The sequence below is a fragment of the Sphingomonas kyeonggiensis genome (assembly GCF_030812785.1).
GTDB classification, from domain to species: Bacteria; Pseudomonadota; Alphaproteobacteria; order Sphingomonadales; family Sphingomonadaceae; genus Sphingomonas; species Sphingomonas kyeonggiensis_B.
This window is the reverse complement of the sequence record NZ_JAUSTJ010000001.1, coordinates 1,047,874-1,070,960: the sequence shown is the minus strand read 5'-3', so window position 1 is coordinate 1,070,960 and position 23,087 is coordinate 1,047,874. Positions and strand designations below refer to the sequence as shown.

General features: G+C 66.5%; 23 protein-coding genes. 13 read left to right on the top strand and 10 right to left on the bottom strand.

From position 1 onward, the window contains the following. The first annotated feature begins 38 nt into the window (after window positions 1-38). Both J2W22_RS05325 and gyrB read left to right on the top strand, forming a co-directional pair. On the top strand, window positions 39-545 hold the full coding sequence (locus J2W22_RS05325) for an energy transducer TonB (protein WP_307117213.1): 507 nt from the start codon (window positions 39-41) through the stop codon (window positions 543-545). A gap of 59 nt (window positions 546-604) precedes the next feature. Then, complete coding sequence (gyrB, locus tag J2W22_RS05320; RefSeq protein ID WP_307117993.1) at window positions 605-3,154, top strand: DNA topoisomerase (ATP-hydrolyzing) subunit B; 2,550 nt, start codon at window positions 605-607, stop codon at window positions 3,152-3,154. Between the two features lie 152 nt (window positions 3,155-3,306). On the opposite strand, the gene J2W22_RS05315 is transcribed toward gyrB, so the two are convergent. Continuing rightward, window positions 3,307-4,677: a hypothetical protein gene (locus J2W22_RS05315; RefSeq protein ID WP_307117212.1), complete on the bottom strand. Its 1,371-nt coding sequence runs from the start codon at window positions 4,675-4,677 to the stop codon at window positions 3,307-3,309. 224 nt (window positions 4,678-4,901) lie between these two features. On the opposite strand from J2W22_RS05315, the gene J2W22_RS05310 reads away from it, so the two are divergent. Next, window positions 4,902-5,639, top strand: coding sequence for a Crp/Fnr family transcriptional regulator (locus J2W22_RS05310; RefSeq protein ID WP_307117211.1), 738 nt, complete (start codon window positions 4,902-4,904; stop codon window positions 5,637-5,639). Here J2W22_RS05310 and J2W22_RS05305 read toward each other — a convergent pair. Then, window positions 5,627-5,893, bottom strand: a complete 267-nt coding sequence (locus J2W22_RS05305; protein WP_307117210.1) for a hypothetical protein — start codon at window positions 5,891-5,893, stop codon at window positions 5,627-5,629. The two genes, J2W22_RS05310 and J2W22_RS05305, sit on opposite strands and share 13 nt — an antisense overlap. Window positions 5,894-5,959: 66 nt before the next feature. Here J2W22_RS05305 and J2W22_RS05300 point away from each other — a divergent pair, with 66 nt between their 5' ends. Beyond that, window positions 5,960-6,397 carry a hypothetical protein gene (locus J2W22_RS05300; protein ID WP_307117209.1) on the top strand — a complete coding sequence of 146 codons (438 nt, stop codon included), beginning with the start codon at window positions 5,960-5,962 and terminating at the stop codon, window positions 6,395-6,397. Here J2W22_RS05300 and J2W22_RS05295 read toward each other — a convergent pair whose 3' ends face one another. After that, window positions 6,398-9,229, bottom strand: coding sequence for an AAA family ATPase (locus tag J2W22_RS05295; protein ID WP_307117208.1), 2,832 nt, complete (start codon window positions 9,227-9,229; stop codon window positions 6,398-6,400). It abuts the gene before it with no gap. Window positions 9,230-9,516: 287 nt separating this feature from the next. On the opposite strand from J2W22_RS05295, the gene J2W22_RS05290 reads away from it, so the two are divergent. Next, window positions 9,517-10,311 (top strand): DUF4198 domain-containing protein, encoded by a 795-nt coding sequence (locus tag J2W22_RS05290; RefSeq protein ID WP_307117207.1) that lies wholly within the window; start codon window positions 9,517-9,519, stop codon window positions 10,309-10,311. Window positions 10,312-10,460: 149 nt separating this feature from the next. Beyond that, entirely contained in the window at window positions 10,461-10,874 is a 414-nt protein-coding gene (locus J2W22_RS05285) for a septal ring lytic transglycosylase RlpA family protein (RefSeq protein ID WP_307117206.1), read from the top strand. Here J2W22_RS05285 and J2W22_RS05280 read toward each other — a convergent pair. Beyond that, on the bottom strand, window positions 10,871-11,719 hold the full coding sequence (locus J2W22_RS05280) for an oxygenase MpaB family protein (RefSeq protein WP_307117205.1): 849 nt from the start codon (window positions 11,717-11,719) through the stop codon (window positions 10,871-10,873). The two genes, J2W22_RS05285 and J2W22_RS05280, sit on opposite strands and share 4 nt — an antisense overlap. A gap of 97 nt (window positions 11,720-11,816) precedes the next feature. Here J2W22_RS05280 and J2W22_RS05275 point away from each other — a divergent pair, with 97 nt between their 5' ends. Then, on the top strand, window positions 11,817-12,827 hold the full coding sequence (locus J2W22_RS05275) for a L,D-transpeptidase (protein ID WP_307117204.1): 1,011 nt from the start codon (window positions 11,817-11,819) through the stop codon (window positions 12,825-12,827). Between the two features lie 95 nt (window positions 12,828-12,922). Continuing rightward, a complete protein-coding gene (ppc, locus tag J2W22_RS05270) occupies window positions 12,923-15,595 on the top strand; it encodes a phosphoenolpyruvate carboxylase (RefSeq protein WP_307117203.1) in 2,673 nt (890 codons plus the stop codon). An 86-nt stretch (window positions 15,596-15,681) separates the two neighbouring features. Here the strand turns inward: ppc and J2W22_RS05265 are convergent, their stop codons facing one another. Continuing rightward, entirely contained in the window at window positions 15,682-16,074 is a 393-nt protein-coding gene (locus J2W22_RS05265; protein WP_307117202.1) for an acyl-CoA thioesterase, read from the bottom strand. Between the two features lie 44 nt (window positions 16,075-16,118). Between J2W22_RS05265 and J2W22_RS05260 the strand changes: the two genes are divergently transcribed. Next, complete coding sequence (locus tag J2W22_RS05260) at window positions 16,119-16,343, top strand: hypothetical protein (RefSeq protein ID WP_307117201.1); 225 nt, start codon at window positions 16,119-16,121, stop codon at window positions 16,341-16,343. Between the two features lie 16 nt (window positions 16,344-16,359). Here J2W22_RS05260 and J2W22_RS05255 read toward each other — a convergent pair whose 3' ends face one another. The 5 genes from J2W22_RS05255 to J2W22_RS05235 form a co-directional block, all read right to left on the bottom strand. Next, the gene (locus tag J2W22_RS05255) at window positions 16,360-16,746 is read right to left on the bottom strand and encodes an MliC family protein (protein ID WP_307117200.1); all 387 of its coding nucleotides are present in this window, start codon (window positions 16,744-16,746) and stop codon (window positions 16,360-16,362) included. A gap of 57 nt (window positions 16,747-16,803) precedes the next feature. After that, window positions 16,804-17,220: an ExbD/TolR family protein gene (locus J2W22_RS05250; protein ID WP_307117199.1), complete on the bottom strand. Its 417-nt coding sequence runs from the start codon at window positions 17,218-17,220 to the stop codon at window positions 16,804-16,806. A 195-nt stretch (window positions 17,221-17,415) separates the two neighbouring features. Further along, complete coding sequence (locus J2W22_RS05245) at window positions 17,416-18,006, bottom strand: YdeI/OmpD-associated family protein (protein WP_307117198.1); 591 nt, start codon at window positions 18,004-18,006, stop codon at window positions 17,416-17,418. 49 nt (window positions 18,007-18,055) lie between these two features. Next, a complete protein-coding gene (locus J2W22_RS05240) occupies window positions 18,056-18,394 on the bottom strand; it encodes a DNA primase (RefSeq protein ID WP_307117992.1) in 339 nt (112 codons plus the stop codon). Window positions 18,395-18,474: 80 nt separating this feature from the next. Continuing rightward, window positions 18,475-19,707, bottom strand: coding sequence for a multidrug effflux MFS transporter (locus tag J2W22_RS05235; protein ID WP_307117197.1), 1,233 nt, complete (start codon window positions 19,705-19,707; stop codon window positions 18,475-18,477). Between the two features lie 119 nt (window positions 19,708-19,826). On the opposite strand from J2W22_RS05235, the gene J2W22_RS05230 reads away from it, so the two are divergent. The 4 genes from J2W22_RS05230 to J2W22_RS05215 all read left to right on the top strand — a co-directional run bounded on the left by J2W22_RS05230 (window position 19,827) and on the right by J2W22_RS05215 (window position 23,055). After that, a complete protein-coding gene (locus J2W22_RS05230; RefSeq protein WP_307117196.1) occupies window positions 19,827-20,285 on the top strand; it encodes a hypothetical protein in 459 nt (152 codons plus the stop codon). A 180-nt stretch (window positions 20,286-20,465) separates the two neighbouring features. Further along, window positions 20,466-21,416, top strand: coding sequence for an isopenicillin N synthase family dioxygenase (locus J2W22_RS05225; protein ID WP_307117195.1), 951 nt, complete (start codon window positions 20,466-20,468; stop codon window positions 21,414-21,416). After that, on the top strand, window positions 21,416-21,769 hold the full coding sequence (locus tag J2W22_RS05220; protein ID WP_307117194.1) for a hypothetical protein: 354 nt from the start codon (window positions 21,416-21,418) through the stop codon (window positions 21,767-21,769). Before J2W22_RS05225 ends, J2W22_RS05220 begins: the two co-directional genes overlap by 1 nt. After that, window positions 21,766-23,055, top strand: a complete 1,290-nt coding sequence (locus tag J2W22_RS05215; RefSeq protein WP_307117193.1) for a homoserine dehydrogenase — start codon at window positions 21,766-21,768, stop codon at window positions 23,053-23,055. Before J2W22_RS05220 ends, J2W22_RS05215 begins: the two co-directional genes overlap by 4 nt. The last annotated feature ends 32 nt before the right edge of the window (window positions 23,056-23,087 follow it).

Here is a 23,087-nt window from a genome sequence, read left to right as displayed (position 1 = left end):
TTTCGTCGCACCTTCCCGGGAACAGGGAAGGAAACGCCATGGCCGGATTACTGATACTCGGCGCCGCAATCACGCTGACTCCAAGCCCCGCCAGCCAGACGGTCGCGTGGCCCGCAATGCGGGAAGGCGGCGCCAATTATGCGATCGCCACCGAGGCAAATCGCATCAGCCAGTGCCTGCCGCTCAATACCACCGAGGACGCAACCAAGACCAAGGCTGCCTGCGCGGCGCTCATCGCCAAAGGCATTCCGGCTGGAATCGTTCCCGCCACGACAGCGACGCGGGTCAATGACTGGCTGCTTCCGAGCGAATATCCGGTCAATGACATGAAGGCCGGCGCGAGCGCCAGCGTGACGCTGATCTACGAAGTCGATGAGGGCGGCTCGGTAAACAGCTGCGTTGTTTCCAAAGGAAGCGGCATTGCCAAGTTCGACGAAGCCGCTTGTTCCGGGCTGATCCAGCGCGCCCATTTCACGCCTGCGAGCTACAAGGGAAAGCCGGTTCACGCGGCAGCGATCGTCACTTTCAGCTTCGAGCACGACTAGGGTCGGCAGGGGGCACGCAGCCCCCTATTTTGCTTCCGTTTCGTGACGCCAATACCTATATGCTGGGCATGGCAAGCGACGACACCACTCCCGAAAATACCCCGAACCAGAACAGCTACGGCGCAGACTCGATCAAGGTCCTCAAGGGACTGGACGCCGTGCGCAAGCGCCCCGGCATGTATATCGGCGACACCGACGACGGTTCGGGCCTCCACCACATGGTGTTCGAGGTCTCGGACAACGCGATCGACGAGGCGCTGGCCGGCCACTGCGACAAGATCATCATCCAGCTGAATCCGGACGGCTCGGTCTCGGTCGAGGACAATGGCCGCGGCATCCCGACCGGCATCCACAAGGAAGAAGGCGTGTCGGCGGCCGAGGTCATCATGACCCAGCTCCACGCCGGCGGTAAGTTCGAGAACACCAGCGACGACAATGCCTACAAGGTCTCGGGCGGCCTGCACGGCGTGGGCGTCTCGGTGGTGAACGCGCTTTCCGAGTGGCTCGACCTCAACATCTGGCGCGACGGCGAAGAGCATTGGATGCGCTTCGCCTATGGCGACGCCACTGCCCCGCTCAAGGTGATCGGCAAGGCGCCCGAGGGCAAGAAGGGCACGCGCGTGACCTTCCTCGCCTCGACCGAGAAGACCCCGGGCGACGGCGGCACCTTCCGCAACCAGATCGAGTATGACTTCGACAAGCTCGAGCATCGCTACCGCGAGCTGGCCTTCCTCAATTCGGGCGTGCGCCTGTTCCTGCGCGACGCGCGGCACGAGGAAGTGAAGGAAGTCGAGCTCTATTACGAGGGCGGCATCGCGGCGTTCGTGAAGTGGCTCGACCGCAACAAGCAGCCGCTGATGCCCGAACCGGTGGCGATCGCCGGCACCCGCGACGACGTGACCATCGACGTGGCGCTGGAGTGGAACGATTCTTATTATGAGAACGTCCTCTGCTTCACCAACAACATCCCGCAGCGGGATGGCGGCACCCACCTGGCGGCGTTTCGCGCGGCGCTGACCCGCACCATCAACAGCTATGCCGACAAGAGCGGCGCGCTGAAGAAGGAGAAGGTCAGCCTTACCGGCGACGACATGCGCGAGGGGCTGACCGCGATCGTATCGGTCAAGCTGCCCGACCCGAAGTTCAGCTCGCAGACCAAGGACAAGCTGGTCTCGTCCGAAGTGCGCCAGCCGCTCGAAAGCCTGATGGCCGACAAGCTGGCCGAGTATCTCGAAGAGAACCCCGCCAACGCCAAGACGATCATCCAGAAGGTGATCGACGCTGCCGCCGCACGCGAAGCCGCCAAGAAGGCGCGCGAGCTGACGCGCCGCAAGGGCGTGCTCGACATCGCCAGCCTGCCCGGCAAGCTGGCCGACTGCCAGGAGCGCGATCCGGCCAAGTCCGAGCTGTTCTTCGTCGAGGGTGACTCGGCGGGCGGCTCGGCCAAGCAGGGCCGCGACCGCCAGTTCCAGGCGATCCTGCCGCTGCGCGGCAAGATCCTGAACGTCGAGCGCGCGCGCTTCGACCGGATGCTCGCCAGCCGCGAAATCGGCACGATCATCACGGCGCTGGGCACCGGCATCCGCGACGATTTCAACATCGAGAAGCTGCGCTACCACAAGATCGTCATCATGACCGACGCAGACGTGGACGGCGCGCACATCCGCACGCTGCTGCTGACCTTCTTCTACCGCCAGATGCCCGAGATCATCGCCAACGGGCACCTCTATATCGCCCAGCCGCCGCTCTATAAGGCGAGCAAGGGCCGCAGCGAGGTGTACCTCAAGGACGATGCCGCGCTCGACCAGTATCTGGTCGATGCCGGCGTGGGCGGCACGGTGCTCGACACGCAGGGAACGTTCCGCGTCAATAACGACCTGCGCGAGCTGATCGAGCATGCCCGGCGCATGCGGACCCTGATGCGCTATGTGCCGCGCCGCTATTCGCCCGACATCATCGAAGTGCTGGCGCTCGGCGGCGGGCTCGATCCGGTGGCGACGCGCGAGCAGCGCGCCGCGAGCCTGACCACCACCGTCGCCCGGCTGGAAGCGGCCGATACCGAGGCGCGCTGGACGGCGCGGATCACCGAGGATGGCGGCTATCATTTCGAGCGGCTGTGGCGCGGCGTGACCGATCACCACATCGTCGAGGCGGCGTTCCTGGTATCGGCCGAGGCGCGCAAGCTGCACAGCCTCGCCGCCGAGCAGGCACCGAGCTATCTCGTGCCCTCGAAGCTGGTCCCGTCCAAGGCGAGCGCCGCGGCAGAGGCCGAAGCGCCCGCACCGGTGGACGTCGACGAGAATGACGTGCCGGTGGCGGTGGGCAAGGGCGAGGCCCTGGTCTCGCGCCCGAGCCAGTTGCTCGACGCGATCCTGGCGTTCGGCCGCAAGGGCCTGTCGATCCAGCGCTACAAGGGCCTTGGCGAGATGAACGCCGAGCAGCTCTGGGAGACCACGCTCGATCCGGCCAACCGCTCGATGCTGGTGGTGCAGATCGACCAGGCCGATGTTGCCGACGAGATCTTCACCCAGCTGATGGGCGACGTGGTCGAGCCGCGCCGCGACTTCATCCAGGAGAATGCGCTGAGCGTCGCCAATCTCGACGTCTGATCCACATGATTTGAAGGCGGATGCGGACAGGGCGTATCTGGCCTTGATTGCGCCGGAATAGCGCTCCTGGCCGTCCGAACCAATTCGGTCCGGACGGCCAGGAGCGAACGCAGACCTCGGCGCCGGCATCTCCAGCGCCGAGATCGCGCCACTCAGTCTCCCATAGCCTCGTCGAGCGTGCGAGGGCTCACCAGGACGAACCTGTTCACTGGATCGGACTGCACCGCATACCAGCGCTGGGTCGCATCATCCCCGGTCACGATGGTCCGCTTGCCGTCGAGCTGGTTGACGGTCAGGCTGATCCGCTGGACGCCCTCAGGGATCGGCAGCTGCACGGCCTTGGCCCACTCCAGGCCACCCTGCCCGACCGGCTCGGTCACGATCTTCTCGATCTCACGAACTTCCGTCCATGTGGCACGCCCGCGCACATTGCCGCGCGCATCGACCCAGGCGTTTCCGAATGGGGTCCTGCCGCAACTGCCGCTGTTACGGACCACGCCGAGATACCCGAAGCTGGTCGCCGTCACATTGCGCAGGCCAGAGCAACTCGACCGGCTGGAAGTGTCGCAATTCACGCGGATGGAAGCGGGGTCGATCCTCCAACCGGGGGTAACGTTGAATGGAAACAGGACCTCGCGGTTGCCATCGCAGTGACCATTGTCCGACCGAAAATCCTGGCTACGGGAATTCTCCTCCTGACCAAGCACCTTGCGGATCACCGACAGATCATACTTGCCCAGCTCCGGCGGCACCACGAATACGGAGAGCTTATAGGAACGCGGCTTGGCCCTCGCTCCAAACAGGCCCCGCCAGAAACCAGGCTTCTGATAGACCTGCAGCTCTCCGCTCGCGGCCTTCACTTCCGCGTCGGCGGACCACGAACCGGGGCACGCGAATTTGAGCGAGATCTCGGTCTTCGCGAGCGGCTGGCATTGCACGCCCTGCATCTTCAACTGAGGCGTTCCCTCCCCCAGCGCGATGCCCGACACAGAGACTATCTCCCGTGTCGCCGGACCGCCCGCCGGCTTGCCCAGGATATAGGTAGGACCATATTCGATCACACGCGGCGTGGACTTGCCGAAAGGAAGATTACCCATCGCGGTTCCGACGGTGTTCGTCGTACGCTGAATGTCCCTCGCCGTCACACGCTCGAGCCGGCTGAGCTGCGCGATACTGTTTCGGATCCCCAGAAAGGCCTGCTTCTGGCTCTCATTGAGCTGCGCGAAGGTCTTGTCGCGTTGATCGGCAACCATTGCATTCAACTGGCCGAGCAACACCTCGCCCTGCTGTCGGATACGGAAACTATTGTTGCTTACAGCGTCGTCGGCATTGTTGATGATATTCCTCACCGACCCCTCGAGTTGGTCGACGATCGAACCCATTGTGGCCCCGGCCGCGATCTCCGCGAACTGGGCGTGCGCTGTGCCGGGGACCGCCGCAAGGGCGAGAACCGGCGCGACAATAAGGCAACGCATATCGGTCTCCTTCTGGCTGACTGCCGGATAGTGGCGGTCGCGTTTCATCATCCATCGGAGAGAGGCATCGCGTCGGCACCTGCTGCGAACGCAGTCAGGCCCGACGGAGTCCCCCTTCTGAGCAAGCCGACGCATGCCGGCCTTGCAGGAAGATCTGTGCGTCAAAACCGAAATGGCTTCGGTGCCGGCTTGCACGGGACAAAGGTGATTTTTATCACCTTGCCCAGGCAGCCGCTGCGCCGCGACGCGAACCGGGGAGGCATGACTCGGCAATGGTGGATGAAGGTGCACGGGGCGCCGAAGAAGCCCCGCCGGCCGCGCTGCTCGACAGGATCCTCCCGCGAGCCCGGACGATGCGCATCAAGGCGAGCCAGATCGTCGTGGGCCACAGTACCCTGGCGAACGATGTATATTTCGTCCTGAGCGGCAGCTTCGAGGTCTCGATCACGGCACGAGACGGTGTCGATGTGGTCGTCCGCGATCTGGGCCCCGGCGCCATTTTCGGGGATCTTTCGGCGCTCGACCGGCAGCCCCGCTCGGCCAATGTCATAGCGACGTCGGACAGCAAGCTCGCGAGCGTACCGGCCGAAATCTTCCTCGCAGCTGTCTCGGAAATTCCAGAAGCAAGCCGTTGGTTCATGAACCGACTCGGCAGGGAGGTACGGCGCCTGACCGACCGGATCTTCGAGCTGAGCGCGCTCGCCGCACGTGGGCGCCTCCACTGCGAATTGCTGCGACTGGCGGGCACGGCTCCGCGTGCGGGAGATCGGGTCCAACTCGAGCCGGCGCCTACCCACGAAGCGCTCGCGCAGCGCATTGGAAGTCAGCGCGAGGCGGTCTCCCGCGAACTTGCGCAATTGAGCGACGCAGGCGTGCTACGACGTGGCCGCAAGTGGATCGAACTCGATATCGTCCAACTCGCCAGGCTGGTCGAGGTCGAGCTGGGCTATCCCCTGTCTCTTACCACGCGGCCAGATATGCCTGCGCAGCCCGCTGTTCAGGAGGCCTGATCGTCCTCCGAGGGAACATGGTCTTCCTCCAGCAGATCCGGCAGAGCCTTCAGAAATTCCTTCAGCAAGGGATCAGCGAAGTTGGCAGGCACCGTGATGTAGACGCGATGAAATGCGGACAGCACCTCATGCTTGAAAACGTGCATCGTTGCCAATTGCCCGGGCGTCATCTGTCTCACGACGGGATTGGCGCAGATCATCTTCGACAACTGCTCTGACACGCGCGCGCGGAACAGGTAATCACGTTGCTGCATCAAATCCCCCCATTGCTCTCGAAGCCTTCCGAGAATAGCACGAGCGAGACCGAAGGGGCGAATGCGATGAGCACGATTTCGGATGGAATCTATACCTACAAGTTCAGCGGATTTGCCCAGGACACTGCAACGCTCGGAAATTTCCTCGTCGGGCTCGGCTGGCTGGAGGTTACAAAGGGGAAAGTAAGCGGCCAGCATCATTCGACCCATGTACGGATAAGTGGCGGTGCGGAGCCTCCCGTTCATTGGCAGTTCGCAGTGACTGGGCATTTCAGACTGGACCCGACTAGCCATATTGGCTCCGCCAGTCTCGAATTCGTGCAACAAGACGCCACGGCCAACGAAGCGCAGACGCTGACGGGCGACTTCTCGTTCGTCAGGGCAGCCGCGCAGGATCGCTATTGGGTGATTTCAAAGGCGGGCACCCAGGTTCGGACCGGTCGATTGCCGACGACGCAGATTGCGATGGAAGTGGTGGAAGGTGAGCTTGTCCGCATTTCCTGATCACTCGAGGCCGAGACGCCCGACAAGCGGCCGCATCCGGTCGAGGAACCAAGGCGCCTGCATCGCGCGGGCGAGTGCCAATCCCTCCTCCGACGCGTCCCGTGCTTCCGCCTTCAGACCCTGCCCAAGCAAGGCAAGCGCACGGATACGCAGCGTCTCGGGGCGATAGAACAGTTCGTCCGGATTGATCTCGAGCGCCGAGCGAGTGGCCTCGATCGCGGCCAGGGAATCTCCGCCCGACAATGCCGCTTCGGCGAACCAGGTGAAATAGAGTGTCTGGGCATTGCGCGCATGCGTCTCCGCCATCGCCTGCAGCCCTTCGCGCAGCAAGTGCATGCCGGATGCCACATCACCGCAACCGGCGCGTGCCCGACCGAGGGCGATCCGGGCGGTTGCTGCGAACTGCGGAAAGCCGAGTGCGCCGGCCAGGCGCAACGCAGTTTCGCCAAGCCCCGCTGCGCGCCGGTCGGCGCCGAGCAGGATCTCGACCATCGCCACCATATAGGCAGCGAAACACCGATCGTACGGACCGGACTGACGTCGGGATGCCCGTAGAGCATGGGCGCAGCGCCTTCTCGCCGAGACACTGTCGCCAAGGAGCACCGCGACCAGGGCTGCATTTCCGAAGGTCTGAGGAATCGCACCGGCCCGCGACACGAAGAGTTCGGCATCGAAGAAGCTCTGTCCGGAGACAAAGCTGGCTTCCGCGCCGACCAGATCCCCCACGCGGTAGCGTGTCGTCATGTCTATCATGTGCCCGGCGGCGAGCGCGTCCGCGCCGCCGTGAAGGCGCGCGACCGACATGCTCTCGGCCGCAATCGCCTGGGCCTTCTTGTAGTCGCCCGCGCTCGAGGCGACCATCCATTGCCCCGCCACGCCCAGCATCGACTGATAGATCTCGCCGGCTCGTCTGGCAGTCCGCTGCGCCTCCGCGGCAGCGGCACGCGTCTGGGGCGAAGAATAGCCTGTGGTGATCTGGAGCGCCTCGGCGAGCAGGTTCCGCATCTCCAGTTCGCGCCGAACGCCCTGACGTTCCTGGGGGAGCTGGCGTAGGAGCGCAAGGCTCCGTTCCGTCAGGATGCGAACCTCCAGCCATGCACGTCGCCCGCGCGCTCCGGCGACTGCACGATCCAGTGCCAGAAGCGCCCTTTCCGCGTCTCCCGCCCTTTCCCACAACTCCGCAACCACGGCATCCGGGACACCATCGGCACCATCCTCAAGGACCTCGGCCGCATCCCGGTGAAGCATCCGCCTGTCATCGCTCAGCAGCGTTTCCAGCGCCGCCTCGCGAAATAGTGCATGGGCGAAACGCAATATAGGCGGCGTTCCTGAGACCATCGCAACACCTTCGCGTGCAAGCGCCTCCAAGCCAGAGGCCAAGTCGACGCCTTGGCGCCTGGCGAGCGCGGAGAGCGTGGAAACAGGCGCCTCGACACCTAGGACGGCAGCGCATTGGGCCAGGGCCATCGCGGGTCCCAAGGCCGTCAACCGGGCCAGCAGAAGGCCGGTCAGGTTTTCCGGGACCGCACGAATGCTCGATCCGTGCCCGCCGTCGGACAGAAGCCGCACCAGCTCGCGCGCGAAAAGCGGAATCCCTCCGGACCGGTCAATGACATGTCGCAAGTCACGTTCGGACAAGGCCGGACCGGCCAGCCCGCCAACGAGTTCGGCCGTCTGGGTCCGATCGAGCGGCGCCAGAGAGATGCGCTGCCAGTTCTTCCCGAGCGCCTGAGGCTCCCCTCCTGATTCCGGACGAGCGGTAGCCAGGATCAGGACTGGCCGACCAACGGCTTCGGCGGCCATTGCGCCGAGCACCTCGCGCGACGGGGGGTCAGCCCAGTGCAGATCCTCCACAATGAGGATCGCAGGCTCGCCAATCGCGTCGACCACGGCTCGTGCTATCATATCGCCCTGCGCTGCCTCATCGCCTTCCGCGTCCGAATACCGCAGGCCCTTGTCGACAGCAGGACAAGGCGCGAACTGATCGAGGAGGCGCGAGATCAGATCGAGCGGGGTCTGCGTTCGCAACGAGTCCGCCGCGACCCTGTAGGCAGGGGCGCTGGGAGGGAGGTGTCTCGCAAGTTCCTCCACCAACCGCGTCTTGCCTACTCCAGCCTGCCCCTCGATCAGGAACGCCCCGCCATGGCCTTCACGGGCTGCTCGCCATGCGGCGATGAGCCGGTCCCGCTCGCCTGCCCGCCCGACGATCAGGCCCTCCTGCGGGCGACTGCCGCCAGCATGGCTACCGAAACTTCTGCGTCCCAGTACCTCCCAACCATGGCCGAACTCAGGAAAGCCCTTCAGGACGAGAGGCGGCGATTGCCGGAAGAGGAAGCGCGCCCCTGCACGCTCGGCCACGCCGGAGGCCACAAGGATATGGCCTGGCTGGGCCGCGGCCTGGAGACGCGACGCAAGATTGGCGACATCACCGAATACGGGTACCTCCCGAGCCTCCTCGGACCCGATCGCTGCCCCCAATATCACGCTGCCACTTGCGATCCCCGAACGCGCAAGCAGGGCGGCCCCCAATTGCGGACAACCATCCCGTATCGCCAGCGCCGCCGAGACGGCGCGCTCCGCATCGTCTTCGCGGACCTGCGGAAAGCCGAAATAGGCGAGCACGCCATCTCCCATGAAGCGCGCGACATGGCCCCCGGCGCTGGAGACGCACGCAGCACAATGTTCGAGGAACGCGCTCAGCAACCGGTGGGAGGCTTCCGGATCCATCGACCGAGCCAGTTCGGTGGATCCCGCAAGGTCGGCAAACAATATGGTGATGTCGCGGCGTTGTGCGCCCTCAGTCGAAACCTGCCGCAGCGACTCGGTTTGCATTGCCCCCTCCCCCGAGCGGCGAGTTGACCTGCGGATGCGGCCTCTCGTCAAGGAGGAGACGATGAGTGGGCAACTCTTCCAATCGCGCCTGCCGGCTCCCGCAAGAAGCCCGGCCCGCAACTCGCGCGTCATGCTCGCCGGCCTTCACCCGGATGGAGGCCAGGTTCGGTCGCTGGCTATTGGATGGCCGCAGGCCGTCCAAATCAAAGCCGCGATGGATCGATGCAAGACTTGCGATTGATAGTGAATCGCAATAATTGATCCTCAATGCTTCATGGGGGCCGATCATGCGATTTCCGAAACTGATCCCGTCGGGCGCGCTTGCCGCGCTGGCGCTGGCGCTGGGCAGCACTGCCCAGGCGCACATGCCCTACCTCCTCCCCACCCTGTTCGACGTAGGCAAGGGCGATCACGTCACCGTCACCTCGGCGTTCGGCGAGGATGCGTTCGTGCCCGAGATCGGGATGAAGGACGCGCCCTTCCACTTCATCAAGCCCGACGGCACCCGCGGCGAAGTCGGCAAGCCGACCTATCTGCGCGACCTGACCATCTTCGAGGCGGACCTGTCGGCCGAGGGCACTTATCGCCTGACCAGCGGCCAGCGGCTCGGGCGGATGGGCAAGATGTATTGGGTCGGCGGCAAGTGGATCATCGCCGGCGAGGACGGCGCGCCGCCCGCCGGTTCCCGCGAAGTGGCGGTGCAGAGCACCACGCTGGCCGAGGCCTATGTCACGCGGGGTGCGGCGAGCAGCGGCGCGCTCAGGCCGATCGGCACCGCGCTGGAAGTGCAGGCGATCACCCATCCGGGCGAGATCAGCGCGGGCAGCGACGCGAAGTTCAGGCTGCTCTTCGACGGCAAGCCGCTGGCGGACACCGAAGTCACCCTGTTCCGCGCCACCGGCAATTACGACGGCAAGAAGATCGTCGGCACGGTCAAGTCCGACGCGCAGGGCAATTTCGCGCTGCACCCGAGCGATGCCGGCGTCTACCTGATCCTCGTCCGCCACCGTACCGAGGCGCCGGCGGGATCGGCGACTCCCTATCGCAGCTATACCTATACGCTCGCCTTCGACGCGGCCTGAGCGCACCCCGGCGGTGCGGCTCGTCGCCGCACCGCCACGACATGACGCACTATCCGCCTGCCGGTGTGGATTTGTTCACCGATCGGCGGCAGGCCCGCGCCGGGGACAACATCAAGGCGTGGGTAATGGGGGCAAGGTTCGAACGGGGGATGGCATTCGCCATTGCGGCGATGCTGCTGTCGTCCTGCGCGATCTCCCATGCCAACGCGCCCGGCCTGGCGCCCGAAGCCGCGATCGCCACGGGCGAAGCCAGCTATTATGCCGACCGTTTCGCCGGCAAGCGCACCGCCAGCGGCGAAGCCTATGACCCCAGCGACTTCACCGCCGCGCACCGCAGCCTGCCCTTCGGCACCCGCGTGCGCGTCACCGATGTCGAGACCGGGCGCAGCGTGGTCGTGCGGATCAATGACCGCGGCCCCTGGGGCAAGGGCCGGCTGATCGACATCTCCCGCGCCGCAGCGAAGGAAATCGGGCTTGCCCGCCGGGGCCGGGGCACCGTCTCGATCGCGCTGGCGGAGGACGAAGAAGCGCCTGCGACTGGCGCAGAGACCAGCGAAGACTAACGAAACGCCCAGCGCAGCGTGTTGGCGACGCCGCGCGTGCCGAGGCGCACCGCTGGCGTGGCCAGCCCGGCGCCCGAAAGCCCGTGCATCGTTCGCGCCCAGCCGGGCAGAAGATCGACCGCCGCGCCGAAGGTGAGCGCCTGGAAGGGCCTCACCGCAACGCTTGGCGCCGGCTGGTCGAGCACCATCCGCGCGACTTCGCGGGTGCGCGCATCGACCACCAGTTCGGGACGCATCCGCGCGATCAGCGCCTCCGCCTCGGCCCGGCTGCGCGGCACGTCCACCGTGCCCAATGCCTCGGCGATGCGGGCGAAATCGGCGAAATAGCTGTCCTGATCCGCGCGCGACATGTCCGGCTCGGCATAGCGGATCCAGGCGTCGAGGAAGCTCACCGCCTCGGTGACATGCACCCAGGCGAGAAGATGCGGATCGTCGGCGGCATAGGGCGTGCCATCCGGCAACACGCCTTTCACCCGGGTGTGCACGTCGCGCACCTTGTCGATCATCGCCTCGGCCTCGGCAGCCGAGCCATAGGTGGTCACCGCGATGAAGCGCGCGGTGCGGCGCAATCGCCCGAGCATGTCGCCGCGGAAGGTAGAATGGTCCCACACGCCCGCCAGCACCGCGGGGTGGAGCATCTGGAGGAGCAGCGCGGTCACTCCGCCGACCATCATCGTGGTGACGTCGCCGTGCACCCGCCACACCACCGATTCCGGGCCGAACAGGCTCTCGTCCGGCTTGCGCTGGACCGGCTTCTCGCCGCGGGCCTGGTCGTTGAACACCGCGCGCACCTGGCCGATCAGCGCTCCGCGGAGCCGTTTCGCGATGCCGTCGGCGGGACTCATGCGCCCAAGCTAGGGACTAACAGCTTTCCTGCAACCGCCCGTTTCCGTTACGGCTCCGCGCTGATAGGGTGTCATGACGTCAGTTCCGGGGTGAATCTTGTTCCGATCGACGCGAATCCGCGCGCTTGTGCTTGCCGCCGCCTGCGGGTTGCTGGCGACTGCGGGTACCGCGCAGATGCAGCCGATCAACACCGGCACCGTCATGGACTCGGTCGCGCGGCTGAAGCCCGGCCAATATATCTGGGTGCCCGAGATCGCGCCGCGCGGGCCAATGCTGGTGGTGGTCAACATCGCCACCCAGCGCGTCGTCGCCTATCGCAACGGCGTGCCGATCGCGGTCTCCACCGTGTCGACCGGCAAGGCGGGGCACCGCACGCCGACCGGCGTGTTCACCATCCTGCAAAAGGCGAAGTGGCACCGCTCGAGCAAATATTCGAACGCGCCGATGCCGTTCATGCAGCGGCTGACCTGGTACGGCATCGCGCTGCACGCCGGGAGCCTGCCCGGCTATCCGGCCTCGCATGGCTGCATCCGCCTGCCGCACGAATTCGCCCGGCTACTGTTCGACGAGACCGACCTGGGCATGACCGTGATCGTCACCAACCAGGCGCCGGCGCTGCGCGTGGGTCCCAAGCCGACCAGCCCCGCCTTCCCCGCCGGCCCGGCGGTATGGCGCCCCGAGCTGTCGCGTTCGGGCCCGGTCTCGATCGTGGTCAGCGGCGCTGACCGGCGGATGGTGGTGCTGCGCAACGGCGTGGAGATCGGATCGGCGCCGGTGGCGTTCGACGGGGTGATCGAGCGCACCCAAGCCTATGTGCTACAGGACGTGACGGGCGGCGACTATCGCTGGCAGCGCATGACCCTGCCGGGCCAGATCGGCGCCACCGCCAGCTATGCGGCGCCCGATGCCGGCCGCTTCCAGGGCAGCGATCCGTTCCGCCGCGCGCTGGCCGAAGTGGTCGGGCCCGGCACCACCATGGTGGTGATTCCCGATTCGCTCGGCCTCGGCCCCGATCTCGCCCCGCCGACCCAGGATCCCGACGCATTGATCGAGAACGATCCGGGCGTGGCCGACTGGATGGAGGATGCCAGCGTCTTTGCACGCTGATTCCTCAGACCTTTGCGACGACAAGCGAAACTAAACACGGCCCCAAGCGCTTTCGCGTTGACCTCGTAACATTTCGCAGTGCAGCAACGCGCCTCATGGCTAGCCTCGCAATCGCAAACAACGAGGATGTTCGCTTCCTCGGTCGACTCCTCGGCAACGTGATCCGTGCCTATGGCGGCGAGGAGCTGTTCAAGCGCATCGAATATATCCGCTCCACCTCGGTCGACCGCGCGCGCGGCGTGGCGGGTGCCGGCGCGGTGGATCGCGGGCTCGACCGGCTGAGCCTGGACGAGACGCTCGACTTCACCCGCGGCTTCATGCTCTTCTCGATGCTCGCCAACCTGGCCGAGGACCGCCAGGGCGTCGCGACCGAGAAGGATGCCGACATCGCCTCGGCGCTCAAACGGCTCGAAGGCGAAGGCATCGGCCGCGACGCGGTGATGGCGCTGCTCGACCAGGCGCTGGTCGCCCCGGTGCTCACCGCGCACCCGACCGAAGTGCGCCGCAAGTCGATGATCGACCACAAGAACCGGATCGCCGAACTGATGCTGCTGCGCGACCGCGGCGTGGCCGAGACCGAGGATGGCGACCAGGTCGAGGAAGCGATCCTCCGCCAGATCGCTTTGCTCTGGCAGACCCGGGTGCTGCGCCGCGAGAAGCTGGGCGTCGCCGACGAGGTCGAGACCGCGCTTTCCTACCTCCGCGACATCTTCCTGCCCGTGCTGCCGGCGCTCTATGCCCGCTGGGACCGCGCGCTGGGCGGCCGGGCGCCTTCGTTCCTGCGCCCCGGCAGCTGGATCGGCGGCGACCGTGACGGCAATCCCTTCGTCACCGCCGATTCGATGCAGTTCGCGCTGGCTCGCGCCGCCGAGGCGGTGCTCGGCTATTATCTCGACGCGGTGCACGCGCTGGGTGCCGAGCTGTCGATCTCGACCGAGCATGTCCAGGTGAGCGAGGCGCTGCTCAAGCTCGCCGAGGCCAGCCATGACGAGGCGAAGAGCCGCGCCGACGAGCCCTATCGCCGCGCGATCACCGGCGTCTATGCCCGGCTTTCGGCCACGCACGAGAAGCTGACCGGCAAGGCCCCGCCCCGCCCCGCCGCGATCGCCGCCGAGCCCTATGCGACGCCGGCCGATTTCCGCGAGGAGCTGGTGATCGTCGCACACGCGCTGGCGGAGGAGGGCCAGGGCCCCCTCGCCACCGGCGGCGCGCTCGGCCGGCTGATCCGCGCGGTCGAGACCTTCGGCTTCCACCTCGCCACGCTCGACATGCGCCAGAACAGCGCGGTGCACGAGCGCGTGATCGCAGAGCTGCTCAAGGCCGGCGGCGTTGCGGACGACTATGCGGCGCTTCCCGAGGACAAGCGCGTCGAGATCCTGCGCAAGGAGCTGGCCAATGCCCGGCCGCTGACCAGCCCCTATGCCGAATATTCGGAGGAGACCGCCTCCGAGCTCGCCATCGTCCGCGCCGCGGCGCAGGCGCACGCCAAATACGGCCGCCAGTGCATCACCCACTATATCGTCTCGATGGCGCAGTCGGTGTCGGACCTGCTCGAAGTGCATATCCTGCTCAAGGAAGCAGGCCTCTACATCCCCGGCGACGAGCCCCAGGCGCACATCATGGCGATCCCGCTGTTCGAGACGATCGGCGATCTCGAAGGCGCGCCGGCGATCATGGAGGCCTGGCTCGGCCTGCCCGAAGTCGCGGTGATCGCGGCGAAGCGCGGCCACCAGGAAGTGATGATCGGCTATTCCGACTCCAACAAGGACGGCGGCTATCTGACCTCGACCTGGCAGCTGTCGCGCGGCTCGACTGCGCTCAAGCCGGTGTTCGAGAAGGCCGGCCTCGGCATGCAGCTGTTCCATGGCCGCGGCGGCGCGGTCGGGCGCGGCGGCGGATCGAGCTTCGCGGCGATCCTCGCCCAGCCCAAGGGCACGGTGCAGGGCCGCATCCGCGTGACCGAGCAGGGCGAGATCATCGCCGCCAAATACGGCACGCGCGAAAGCGCCCAGACCAACCTGGAAGCGATGGCATCGGCGACCCTGCTCGCCAGCCTCGAGCCCGAGAAGCTGGGTGCCGCCGATGCGGCGCGCTTCGCCGCGGCGATGGACCAGCTCTCCGACGCCGCGTTCAAGGCCTATCGCGGGCTGGTCTATGAGACCGAGGGCTTCACCAGCTTCTTCCGCCAGGCGACGCCGATCGCCGAGATCGCCGGACTGAAGATCGGCTCGCGCCCGGCCAGCCGCAAGAAGAGCGACGCGATCGAGGATCTGCGCGCGATCCCCTGGGTGTTCAGCTGGGCACAGGCGCGGATCATGCTGCCGGGCTGGTATGGCGTCGGCCAGGCGATCGAACAGTTCGAGGACAAGGGTTTGTTGCGCGAGATGGCGACGGCCTGGCCGCTCTTCGCCTCGACGCTGGCGAACATGGAGCAGGTGCTCGCCAAATCCGACATGGAGATCGCCGCGCATTATGCCGCTCTGGTCGAGGACGAGGGCCTTCGTGACGCGATCTTCGGCCGGATCCGCGAGGGCTGGCAGAAGACGCATGACGGTCTGCTCCAGGCGACCCGCCAGACGCGGCTGCTCGAGAAGCATGCCGGGCTGGAGACCTCGATCCGCCTGCGCCTGCCCTATATCGAGCCGCTGAACCTGCTCCAGATCGAGCTGCTCAAGCGCCATCGTGCGGGCGAGGAAGATCCGCGGATCGGCGAGGGCATCCTGCTGTCGATCAACGCGATCGCTACGGCGCTGAGGAATAGCGGGTAAAATCGTCATCCCGGCGAAAGCCGGGATCTCGTGCGGCTCTTGTCCCGCGCCATTGCCTGAGATCCCGGCTTTCGCCGGGATGACGGCTATTGGAGAAACGGCGCCGCCACCTCCGCCGGCACGCGGATCAGCCGGCCGCTCGCCCGGTCGATGATCGCCCAGGTGGTCTTGGCCTCGACCCGCACCTTGCCGTCCGCGCCGGTGAACTTCATGTGCCGGTCGAAACGTGCGCCGCGCGGGGGCTCGGGGACCCAGGTTTCGGCGACCACCGTCTCGCCTTCGGTGACGTTGCCGCGATAATCGATCTCGTGCCGGGTCACGACCCACATATAGGCGTCGCTATGCTCCGGCGCCGCGACGGCGTACCAATGCGCCACCGCAACGTCCTGGATCCACTTCACCCAGACGGCATTGTTGACATGGCCGAGCTCGTCGATGTCTTCGGGCCCGGCGGTGATGGTGGCGGTGTAGCTGGCCATGCGCGCCTTCTAGCTTAACCACGTCCGGAAGCGCAGCCTTCATCGTGTCGGCTTATCCCGGCACGATGATCCCGCGCCGCCCCTCCCGGATCTTCCGCAGCCGCTGGGCCGCCCTGTTCTGGGCGGCCGGCGTGATCTTCACCGCCGTCACCTTCATCGGCTTCGGCGACAAGGAAAGCCACCAGGCGGCGGCCGCGCTCGAGGACGCAACCGGCGCCAATATCAGCGATGGCGACCTCGCGGTGCTGAGGAACTTCGCCGGGGGTTAGGCCGGGGTGCCGAAACTCAGCGGCGGATCGCCGTGCAGGCGATCGGCGGCTGGCCGGACGCTTCGAACGACATGTCGTCGCCCTTGCCCTGGAAGACCGTGCCCCCGTCCGAATAGCGGATGCCCGAGGCCATGCGCTCCTGCTTCAGCCGGATCGTCCGGCCGGCGCGGGTGAGCGTGGCCGTCCCCTTGTCCGCATCGAAGCGCGCCACGATCCGCACCCCGTCCATGCAGCGGAAGCGGACCTCGCTGTCCTTGGCGATCGGCGCCTTGTCGAGCGGCGCCGGCGAGGCGTCGGCGGTGATGTTGGTCTCCTCGCTCTGCACGATGTTGCTGGTATTGGCCGCAGGCGGCTGGCTGGAGCAGGCAGCGAGGGCGAGCAGGGCGATGATGGTCAGGCGCATCCGGGGTCCTTGTTCGTCGGGAACGAAACGAACGTCTAGCCGGATGCGCCTGTTCCGTCAGTCCTCCAGCGGACGATTGCCGACGAATCCAAGCCGGGTGATGCCCGCGCGCTTCACTACGGCGAGGATGCCGTCGAACCGCTCGTAGCGCGCCTCGGGATCGGTCTGGAGATGGAGCGTCGCGCCGGATTGCTGAAGTGCTGCGAGCCGATCGGGCAGCGCGGCGTCGGGCACCGACTCGCCGTTCCAGGTCAGCGCACCCTGGCGGTCGATGGCGAGGACGGCCGGGGGCAGTTGTTCGGTGACGGTGCTCGGGCCAGAGGGCAGCTCGACCGGCACTTCATGACTTGCGATCGGAATGGCGATGATGATCACGACGAGCAGCACCAGCATCACGTCGATCAACGGAGTGATGTTGATCGCACCGATCGGGGCGGTATCGGGGATGCGACGAGCACGGACGACACGGGCCATGGCACTTCTCCTCGTTATGATGTTGTGACATCACATAGAGGAAAGAGGATGGCAAGCGCTCTCCCTCTACCCCTTGGGGGAGAGGATCGGGGAGAGGGGCAGTGTGTCTTGATCGATGACGCAGGGCGGCGCGGCTACGTCACGCCCCTCTCCCCCGCTCTCCCCCCCCCCGCCAGCGGGGAGAGGGAGAAGCGGTCAACAATTCTCGTATTTCCAGTTCCGACGCTTGCCCTCTCGCATCCAGCTCACCGCTTCGGCCACGCGCTTCGCCTTCGTCTCGGGGCGCTTGGCCTCGGCGATCCACTCGCAATATTCGCGCCGGCAGCCCGGCGGGAAGGCGTTGAAGGTGGCGGCTGCCGCATCGTCCGCCGCAAGCGCCTCGGTCAGCTCGGGCGGCACTTCGGCCTCCGGCTTGGGCGCGGCGCGGGGACGGGCCGGCTTCGCTTCGCCGAGCAGCACCACCGCCTCGCGGATCAGCCGCTCGACTTCCTCGGCCGGCGGCAGGTCGTCCAGCGATTCGATCCGGCCGAACTGGCCCATCGCCTCGCCTTCCTTGCCGGTCTCATTGTCCTGGCGGTTCCAGAAGCCGAAGCTCGCATGCGCCTTGAACGACGCCATGTTGGCCAGCGGCTTGCCGCCGAGCGTGAAGAAGGGATGCGACCATTTGATCGTCTCCTCCACCTCCGGCACCGCGGCGTGGAAGCGTTCGCGGATCCATGAAAGGATAGGCCGCGCGAATTCGGCGCGGCCTTCGATATAGCTGTCTATCCTGGGGTCCCTGGCCATGGGACGGCATGTTCCGCCGCCCCGTGGCGCAGGTCAATACGTAGCGAGGTCAGGGCTCGAGCGCATCCTCGTCGGCATCGTCGAGATCGTCATCATCCTCGAGGTCGTCCTCGTCGAAATCCTCCTGGACCTCGTCCTCGGATATGGCGCGCGCATCCTCCTCGGCGTCGTCATCCTCCTCGCCGATCTCGTCGTCGACCATGCGGAGGTCGTCCGCATCGTCATCGTCGTCATCGCCATAATCGGGCACGAGGTCGGTCAGGAGGTTGCCGTCGCTCGGGCCGTCATTGGTCGTCTCGAGGATCTCGGCGCGCTGGCTCTCGTCATAGCCCTCCTCGTCGAAACCGTCGTCGCCCGGACCACGCCCGGGAACCTGATAGCCACCCATCATCTACCTCGCGCCTTGCACCCGCCACGACGGCGGAGCTTTCCGAAAGTGCGAACGGCGGGGATGCCCCGCGCGTTCCCTCAGCTGGGCCGGAACATCCGTCCGCGCTCGGTGACCAGCACTACCACGAAAGCGATGAGGCCCATAAGCAGGAATCCGGCATAGAGCGGCACGGTGGTGCCGTCGAATGCCTGGCCGATCGCCGCGCCGATCAGCGCCGAGCCGAGCGTGGTGACGAAGCCCTGCAGGCTCGAGGCGGTGCCGGCGATCTCGCCCATCTTCTCCATCGCCATCGCCGAGAAGTTGGAGGTGGACAGGCCCACGCAGCCCATCATCAGCGCCTGGAGGATGGTGAAGCTCCAGATCGATTCGAGATCGGTCCAGGCAATGGCGAGGTGGATCGCGGCAAAGACGATCATGCCCATCAGCGCGGTATGCGAGATCCGGCGCATGCCGACCTTCATCACCAGCCGCGAGTTGAGGAACGAGCCAAGCGCCATGGTCGAGGCGACGCAGGGGAAGACCACCGCGAGCAGCTCGGGCGCGTGGAACACATCCTCCATCACCTGCTGCACCGACCCGATGAAGCCGAACATGCCGCCCGACAGCAGCATGATGCCGATCGTATAGCCCACCGCCTGGCGGTCGCGGAGCATCAGGGCATAGTCGCCGATCACCCGCACCGGGTTGAGCGACAGCCTCGCCTCCTGCCCCAGCGTCTCGGGCATGCGCAGCCAGAACCACAGCACCACCAGCGTCGCGACGCCGCCGATCGCCCAGAAGATCAGCCGCCAGGAACCCACATAGAGGATCAGCTGGCCCAGGCTGGGCGCGACGATCGGCGCGGCCATGAAGACGATGAAGGCCAGGCTCATCACCCGCGCCATCGAACGCCCGGCGAAACAATCGCGCACCAGCGCCACCGAGACGACGCGCGCGCCCGCCGCCGAGGCGCCCATCGCCGCGCGGGCGATCAGCAACAGGGTGAAGCTGCCCGAGGCCGCCGCCACCACGCTGGTCACCACATAGGAAGTCAGCGCGATCGCCAGCACCGGGCGCCGGCCGAACCGGTCCGAGAGCGGGCCATAGATCAGCTGGGCGAAGGCGAAGCCGATCAGGAAGGCGGTGATCACATACTGGCGGTGATTGGGCTCGTCGACGCCCAGGCTCGCGCCGATCGCCGGTAGCGCTGGAAGCATCGAATCGATGCCGAGCGCGGTCAGCGCCATCATCGCGGCGATCAGGCTGACGAACTCGCCGAACGCGAGCGGCGCCTTGTTCTGCGAGTCTGCGGTAAGGTGCGGCTCTTCCATGCCGGCGCAAATGGCGCATCGCGGCCGCTACGTCACCCCCAAAGCCAGCGCCATTGTTGCGCAGCCCATGCGCTTGCGTTAGTGTATTGCCTAAATGACACACTGCCGGAGAGTGAATGATGCGTCACCTGCCCCTGCTGCTGGTCCTTCCCCTCGCGCTCGCTGCCTGTGACGGCAAGGGCGGCACCTCGATCTCGATCAACGCGACCTCGGACGATGGCGATGGCTTCAAGGGCAATTTCAAGCTGCCCGCGATCAAGATGACCGCCGAGAATTTCGACATGGACGGGGTGAAGCTCTATCCCAACTCGACGATCACCAGCTTCAACATCGACGCCAAGGATCACCCGGGCGAGGCGAAGGACGAAGGCAAGGTCGTCGCCGCCTTCACCAGCCCCGCCGCGCTCGCGACCGTGCAGCGCTGGTTCCGCGACAAGCTGACCGCCAAGGGCTTCAAGTTCAGCGAAAAGGGCAACGGCTTCGCCGGCACCACCGAGGACGGCGAGCGCTTCACCCTCGATCTTTCGGCCGATGGCGGGGAGAAGACCAGCGGGAAGATGGAGATCGTCGGGAGCTAGGTTCCCGCTACCAAAGCCGAGCTGTTCTCCGGCGAAAGCCGGAGCCCAGGGTTTCTCTGCCGACTCGCTTGTGACCCTGGGCCCCGGCTTTCGCCGGGGAACTGGAATGGATGCGGGCGCCCGCGCCCCTTGTCGCGCCAGCCCCCACGGGTCTAACTGGCCGGCAAGGAGACTCGTACTATGGCAACTGTTCTCGACGAGGTGCCTCTCGTCTCGATGGCCGAGCAGGCGAACGACCCGCAGGGGTTCGCCCAGAAGTTCGGCCAGTCGTTCCGCCGCTTCGGCTTCGCGATGGTCGCCGATCACGGCGTGCCGCAGGAGCTGATCGACCGCGCCTGGGCCAAGACCAAGGAATTCTTCGCGCTGAGCGAGGAAGAGAAGCGCCAGTACCACATTCCCGGCGGCGGCGGCGCGCGCGGCCTGACTCCGTTCAAGACCGAGATCGCCAAGGGCGCGACGCATGTCGACCTGAAGGAATTCTGGCATATCGGCCGCGAGCTGGCCAAGGGCCACCGCTTCGAGGCGCAGATGGCGCCGAACATCTGGCCGCATGCGCCGGAGGGCTTCAAGGAGACCTTCCTCGAACTGTTCCAGGCGCTGGACGATGCCGGCGACCGGCTGCTCTCGGCGATCGCGCTCTATCTCGGGCTGGAGCCCCACTGGTTCGACCGCGCGGTGAAGGACGGCAATTCGGTCCTCCGCCTGCTCCATTATCCGCCGGTCGCCGCCGATGCCCCCGAAGTCCGTGCCGGTGCGCATGAGGACATCAACCTGATCACCCTGCTGCTCGGCGCCGAGGAAGCCGGGCTCGAGCTGCTCGACAAGGACGGCCGCTGGCTGCCGGTCAAGCCGCCCGAAGGCGCGATGGTGGTCAATGTCGGCGACATGCTGCAGCGGCTGACCAACCACTATCTCCCCTCGACCACCCACCGCGTGGTCAACCCCCCGGTCGAGCGCCGCGGCACCCCGCGCTATTCGATGCCCTTCTTCCTGCATCCGGCGCCCGACTTCCTGATCGAGACGCTGCCGTCGACGATCACGGACGAGAACCCCAACCGCTATCCGACCCCGATCACCGCGCACGACTATCTGTTCGAGCGGCTGGTCGAGATCGGACTGATCAAGAAGTAATGTGGAAATGGCTGGCGATCGGCATCGGCATATTGTCGCTGCCGGTCGCCTTCATCCTTTCGCAGTCCTGGATGCACGGCGCGACGCTGCATGAAGCGATCGGCTGGGTGCTCACCGGAATCCTGGCGGCCCAGCTGACCGCGCTGGTGCTGCGCAAGTGGCGCCTCTCGCTCATCGCCCCCTGCTCTCCTTCGCCCTTCTCGCCGTCGACTCCCAGTGGCTGGGTCCCTGCCAAGACGGCTGCTCGGTCACCATCCAGGTCCCCGTGTCATCCCGGTGAAGAAAAGCTTCTTCCCCTCCCCCGAAAGCTGGGGTTAGGGGTGAGCGGTTCCATTCTTCGGGGGATATCGTGACCGAACCGCTTCGTATCGCACTTGCAGGCCTTGGCACCGTCGGCGCGGGCGTCATTCGCCTGATCGACGCGAATGGCGAGCTGATCGCCCGCCGTGCCGGCCGGCCGATCGAAGTGGTCGCCGTCTCTGCCCGCGACCGCGCCAAGGATCGCGGCGTCGACATCACCCGCTTCGACTGGGTCGACGACACCACCGAGCTGGCCCGCCACCCCAAAGCCGACGTGGTCGTCGAGCTGGTCGGCGGCTCGGACGGCCCGGCGCTCACCCTCGCCCGCGCCGCGCTCGCCGGCGGCAAGAGCTTCGTCACTGCCAACAAGGCGATGATCGCGCATCACGGGCTCGAGCTGGCCAATGCCGCCGAGAGCGCGGGCCTCGCGCTCAAGTTCGAAGCCGCGGTCGCCGGCGGCGTGCCGGTGATCAAGGGGCTGCGCGAAGGCGCCGCCGCCAACGAGATCGCCCGGGTCTATGGCATCCTCAACGGCACCTGCAATTTCATCCTGTCCAAGATGGAAGCGGAAGGGCGCGACTTCGCCGAGATCCTCGCCGAGGCGCAGCGCCTGGGCTATGCCGAGGCCGATCCCAGCTTCGACATCGACGGCGTCGATGCCGCGCACAAGCTGTCGATCCTCGCCAGCCTCGCCTTCGGCACCCAGCCGGCCTTCGACCAGGTCGCGATCACCGGCGTGCGCCACGTGCTCGCCGCCGACATCGCCGAGGCCGCGTCGCTCGGCTATCGCATCCGCCTGCTCGGCCTGGCCGAGGCCAATGGCCATGGCCTGTTCCAGCGCGTCCACCCGCATCTCGTGCCGCTCAGCCACCCGCTCGCCCATGTCACCGGATCGACCAACGCCGTCGTCGCCGAGGGCAATTTCGTCGGCCGGCTGCTGTTCCAGGGCGCCGGCGCCGGCGACGGCCCGACCGCGAGCGCCGTGGTCGCCGACCTGATCGACATCGCCCGCGGCGAATTCGGCCCGCCCTATGCCATGCCGGCCGCCGCGCTCGCCCAGCCGGGCGCCGCCGATGCCGGCGAGCGGACCGGCCGCGCCTATGTGCGCTTCACCGTGGCGGACAAGGTCGGCGTGCTCGCCGAGATCGCGGCGGCGATGCGCGACGCCGGCGTCTCGATCGAGAGCCTGATGCAGCGCGGCGCCAATCCGGACGGCAGCGTGCTGGTGGCGATCGTCACGCACGAAGGCCCGGAGCGCGCGGTGGCGCAGGCGCTGGACAAGCTGCGCGGCTCGGCCAGCCTGACCGGCGAGCCGATGTGGATGCATATCCTGGGGTGAGCCCCATTCTCCCTCTCCCCGATGGGGAGAGG

Bases quoted from the DNA above. Each gene is read 5' to 3' on its own strand.
- J2W22_RS05325 (WP_307117213.1), top strand. From the start codon at position 39: ATGGCCGGATTACTGATACTCGGCGCCGCAATCACGCTGACTCCAAGC.
- gyrB (WP_307117993.1), top strand. From the start codon at position 605: ATGCTGGGCATGGCAAGCGACGACACCACTCCCGAAAATACCCCGAAC.
- J2W22_RS05315 (WP_307117212.1), bottom strand. From the start codon at position 4,677: ATGAAACGCGACCGCCACTATCCGGCAGTCAGCCAGAAGGAGACCGAT.
- J2W22_RS05310 (WP_307117211.1), top strand. From the start codon at position 4,902: ATGGTGGATGAAGGTGCACGGGGCGCCGAAGAAGCCCCGCCGGCCGCG.
- J2W22_RS05305 (WP_307117210.1), bottom strand. From the start codon at position 5,893: ATGCAGCAACGTGATTACCTGTTCCGCGCGCGCGTGTCAGAGCAGTTG.
- J2W22_RS05300 (WP_307117209.1), top strand. From the start codon at position 5,960: ATGAGCACGATTTCGGATGGAATCTATACCTACAAGTTCAGCGGATTT.
- J2W22_RS05295 (WP_307117208.1), bottom strand. From the start codon at position 9,229: ATGCAAACCGAGTCGCTGCGGCAGGTTTCGACTGAGGGCGCACAACGC.
- J2W22_RS05290 (WP_307117207.1), top strand. From the start codon at position 9,517: ATGCGATTTCCGAAACTGATCCCGTCGGGCGCGCTTGCCGCGCTGGCG.
- J2W22_RS05285 (WP_307117206.1), top strand. From the start codon at position 10,461: ATGGCATTCGCCATTGCGGCGATGCTGCTGTCGTCCTGCGCGATCTCC.
- J2W22_RS05280 (WP_307117205.1), bottom strand. From the start codon at position 11,719: ATGAGTCCCGCCGACGGCATCGCGAAACGGCTCCGCGGAGCGCTGATC.
- ppc (WP_307117203.1), top strand. From the start codon at position 12,923: ATGGCTAGCCTCGCAATCGCAAACAACGAGGATGTTCGCTTCCTCGGT.
- J2W22_RS05265 (WP_307117202.1), bottom strand. From the start codon at position 16,074: ATGGCCAGCTACACCGCCACCATCACCGCCGGGCCCGAAGACATCGAC.
- J2W22_RS05255 (WP_307117200.1), bottom strand. From the start codon at position 16,746: ATGCGCCTGACCATCATCGCCCTGCTCGCCCTCGCTGCCTGCTCCAGC.
- J2W22_RS05250 (WP_307117199.1), bottom strand. From the start codon at position 17,220: ATGGCCCGTGTCGTCCGTGCTCGTCGCATCCCCGATACCGCCCCGATC.
- J2W22_RS05245 (WP_307117198.1), bottom strand. From the start codon at position 18,006: ATGGCCAGGGACCCCAGGATAGACAGCTATATCGAAGGCCGCGCCGAA.
- J2W22_RS05240 (WP_307117992.1), bottom strand. From the start codon at position 18,394: ATGGGTGGCTATCAGGTTCCCGGGCGTGGTCCGGGCGACGACGGTTTC.
- J2W22_RS05235 (WP_307117197.1), bottom strand. From the start codon at position 19,707: ATGGAAGAGCCGCACCTTACCGCAGACTCGCAGAACAAGGCGCCGCTC.
- J2W22_RS05230 (WP_307117196.1), top strand. From the start codon at position 19,827: ATGCGTCACCTGCCCCTGCTGCTGGTCCTTCCCCTCGCGCTCGCTGCC.
- J2W22_RS05225 (WP_307117195.1), top strand. From the start codon at position 20,466: ATGGCAACTGTTCTCGACGAGGTGCCTCTCGTCTCGATGGCCGAGCAG.
- J2W22_RS05220 (WP_307117194.1), top strand. From the start codon at position 21,416: ATGTGGAAATGGCTGGCGATCGGCATCGGCATATTGTCGCTGCCGGTC.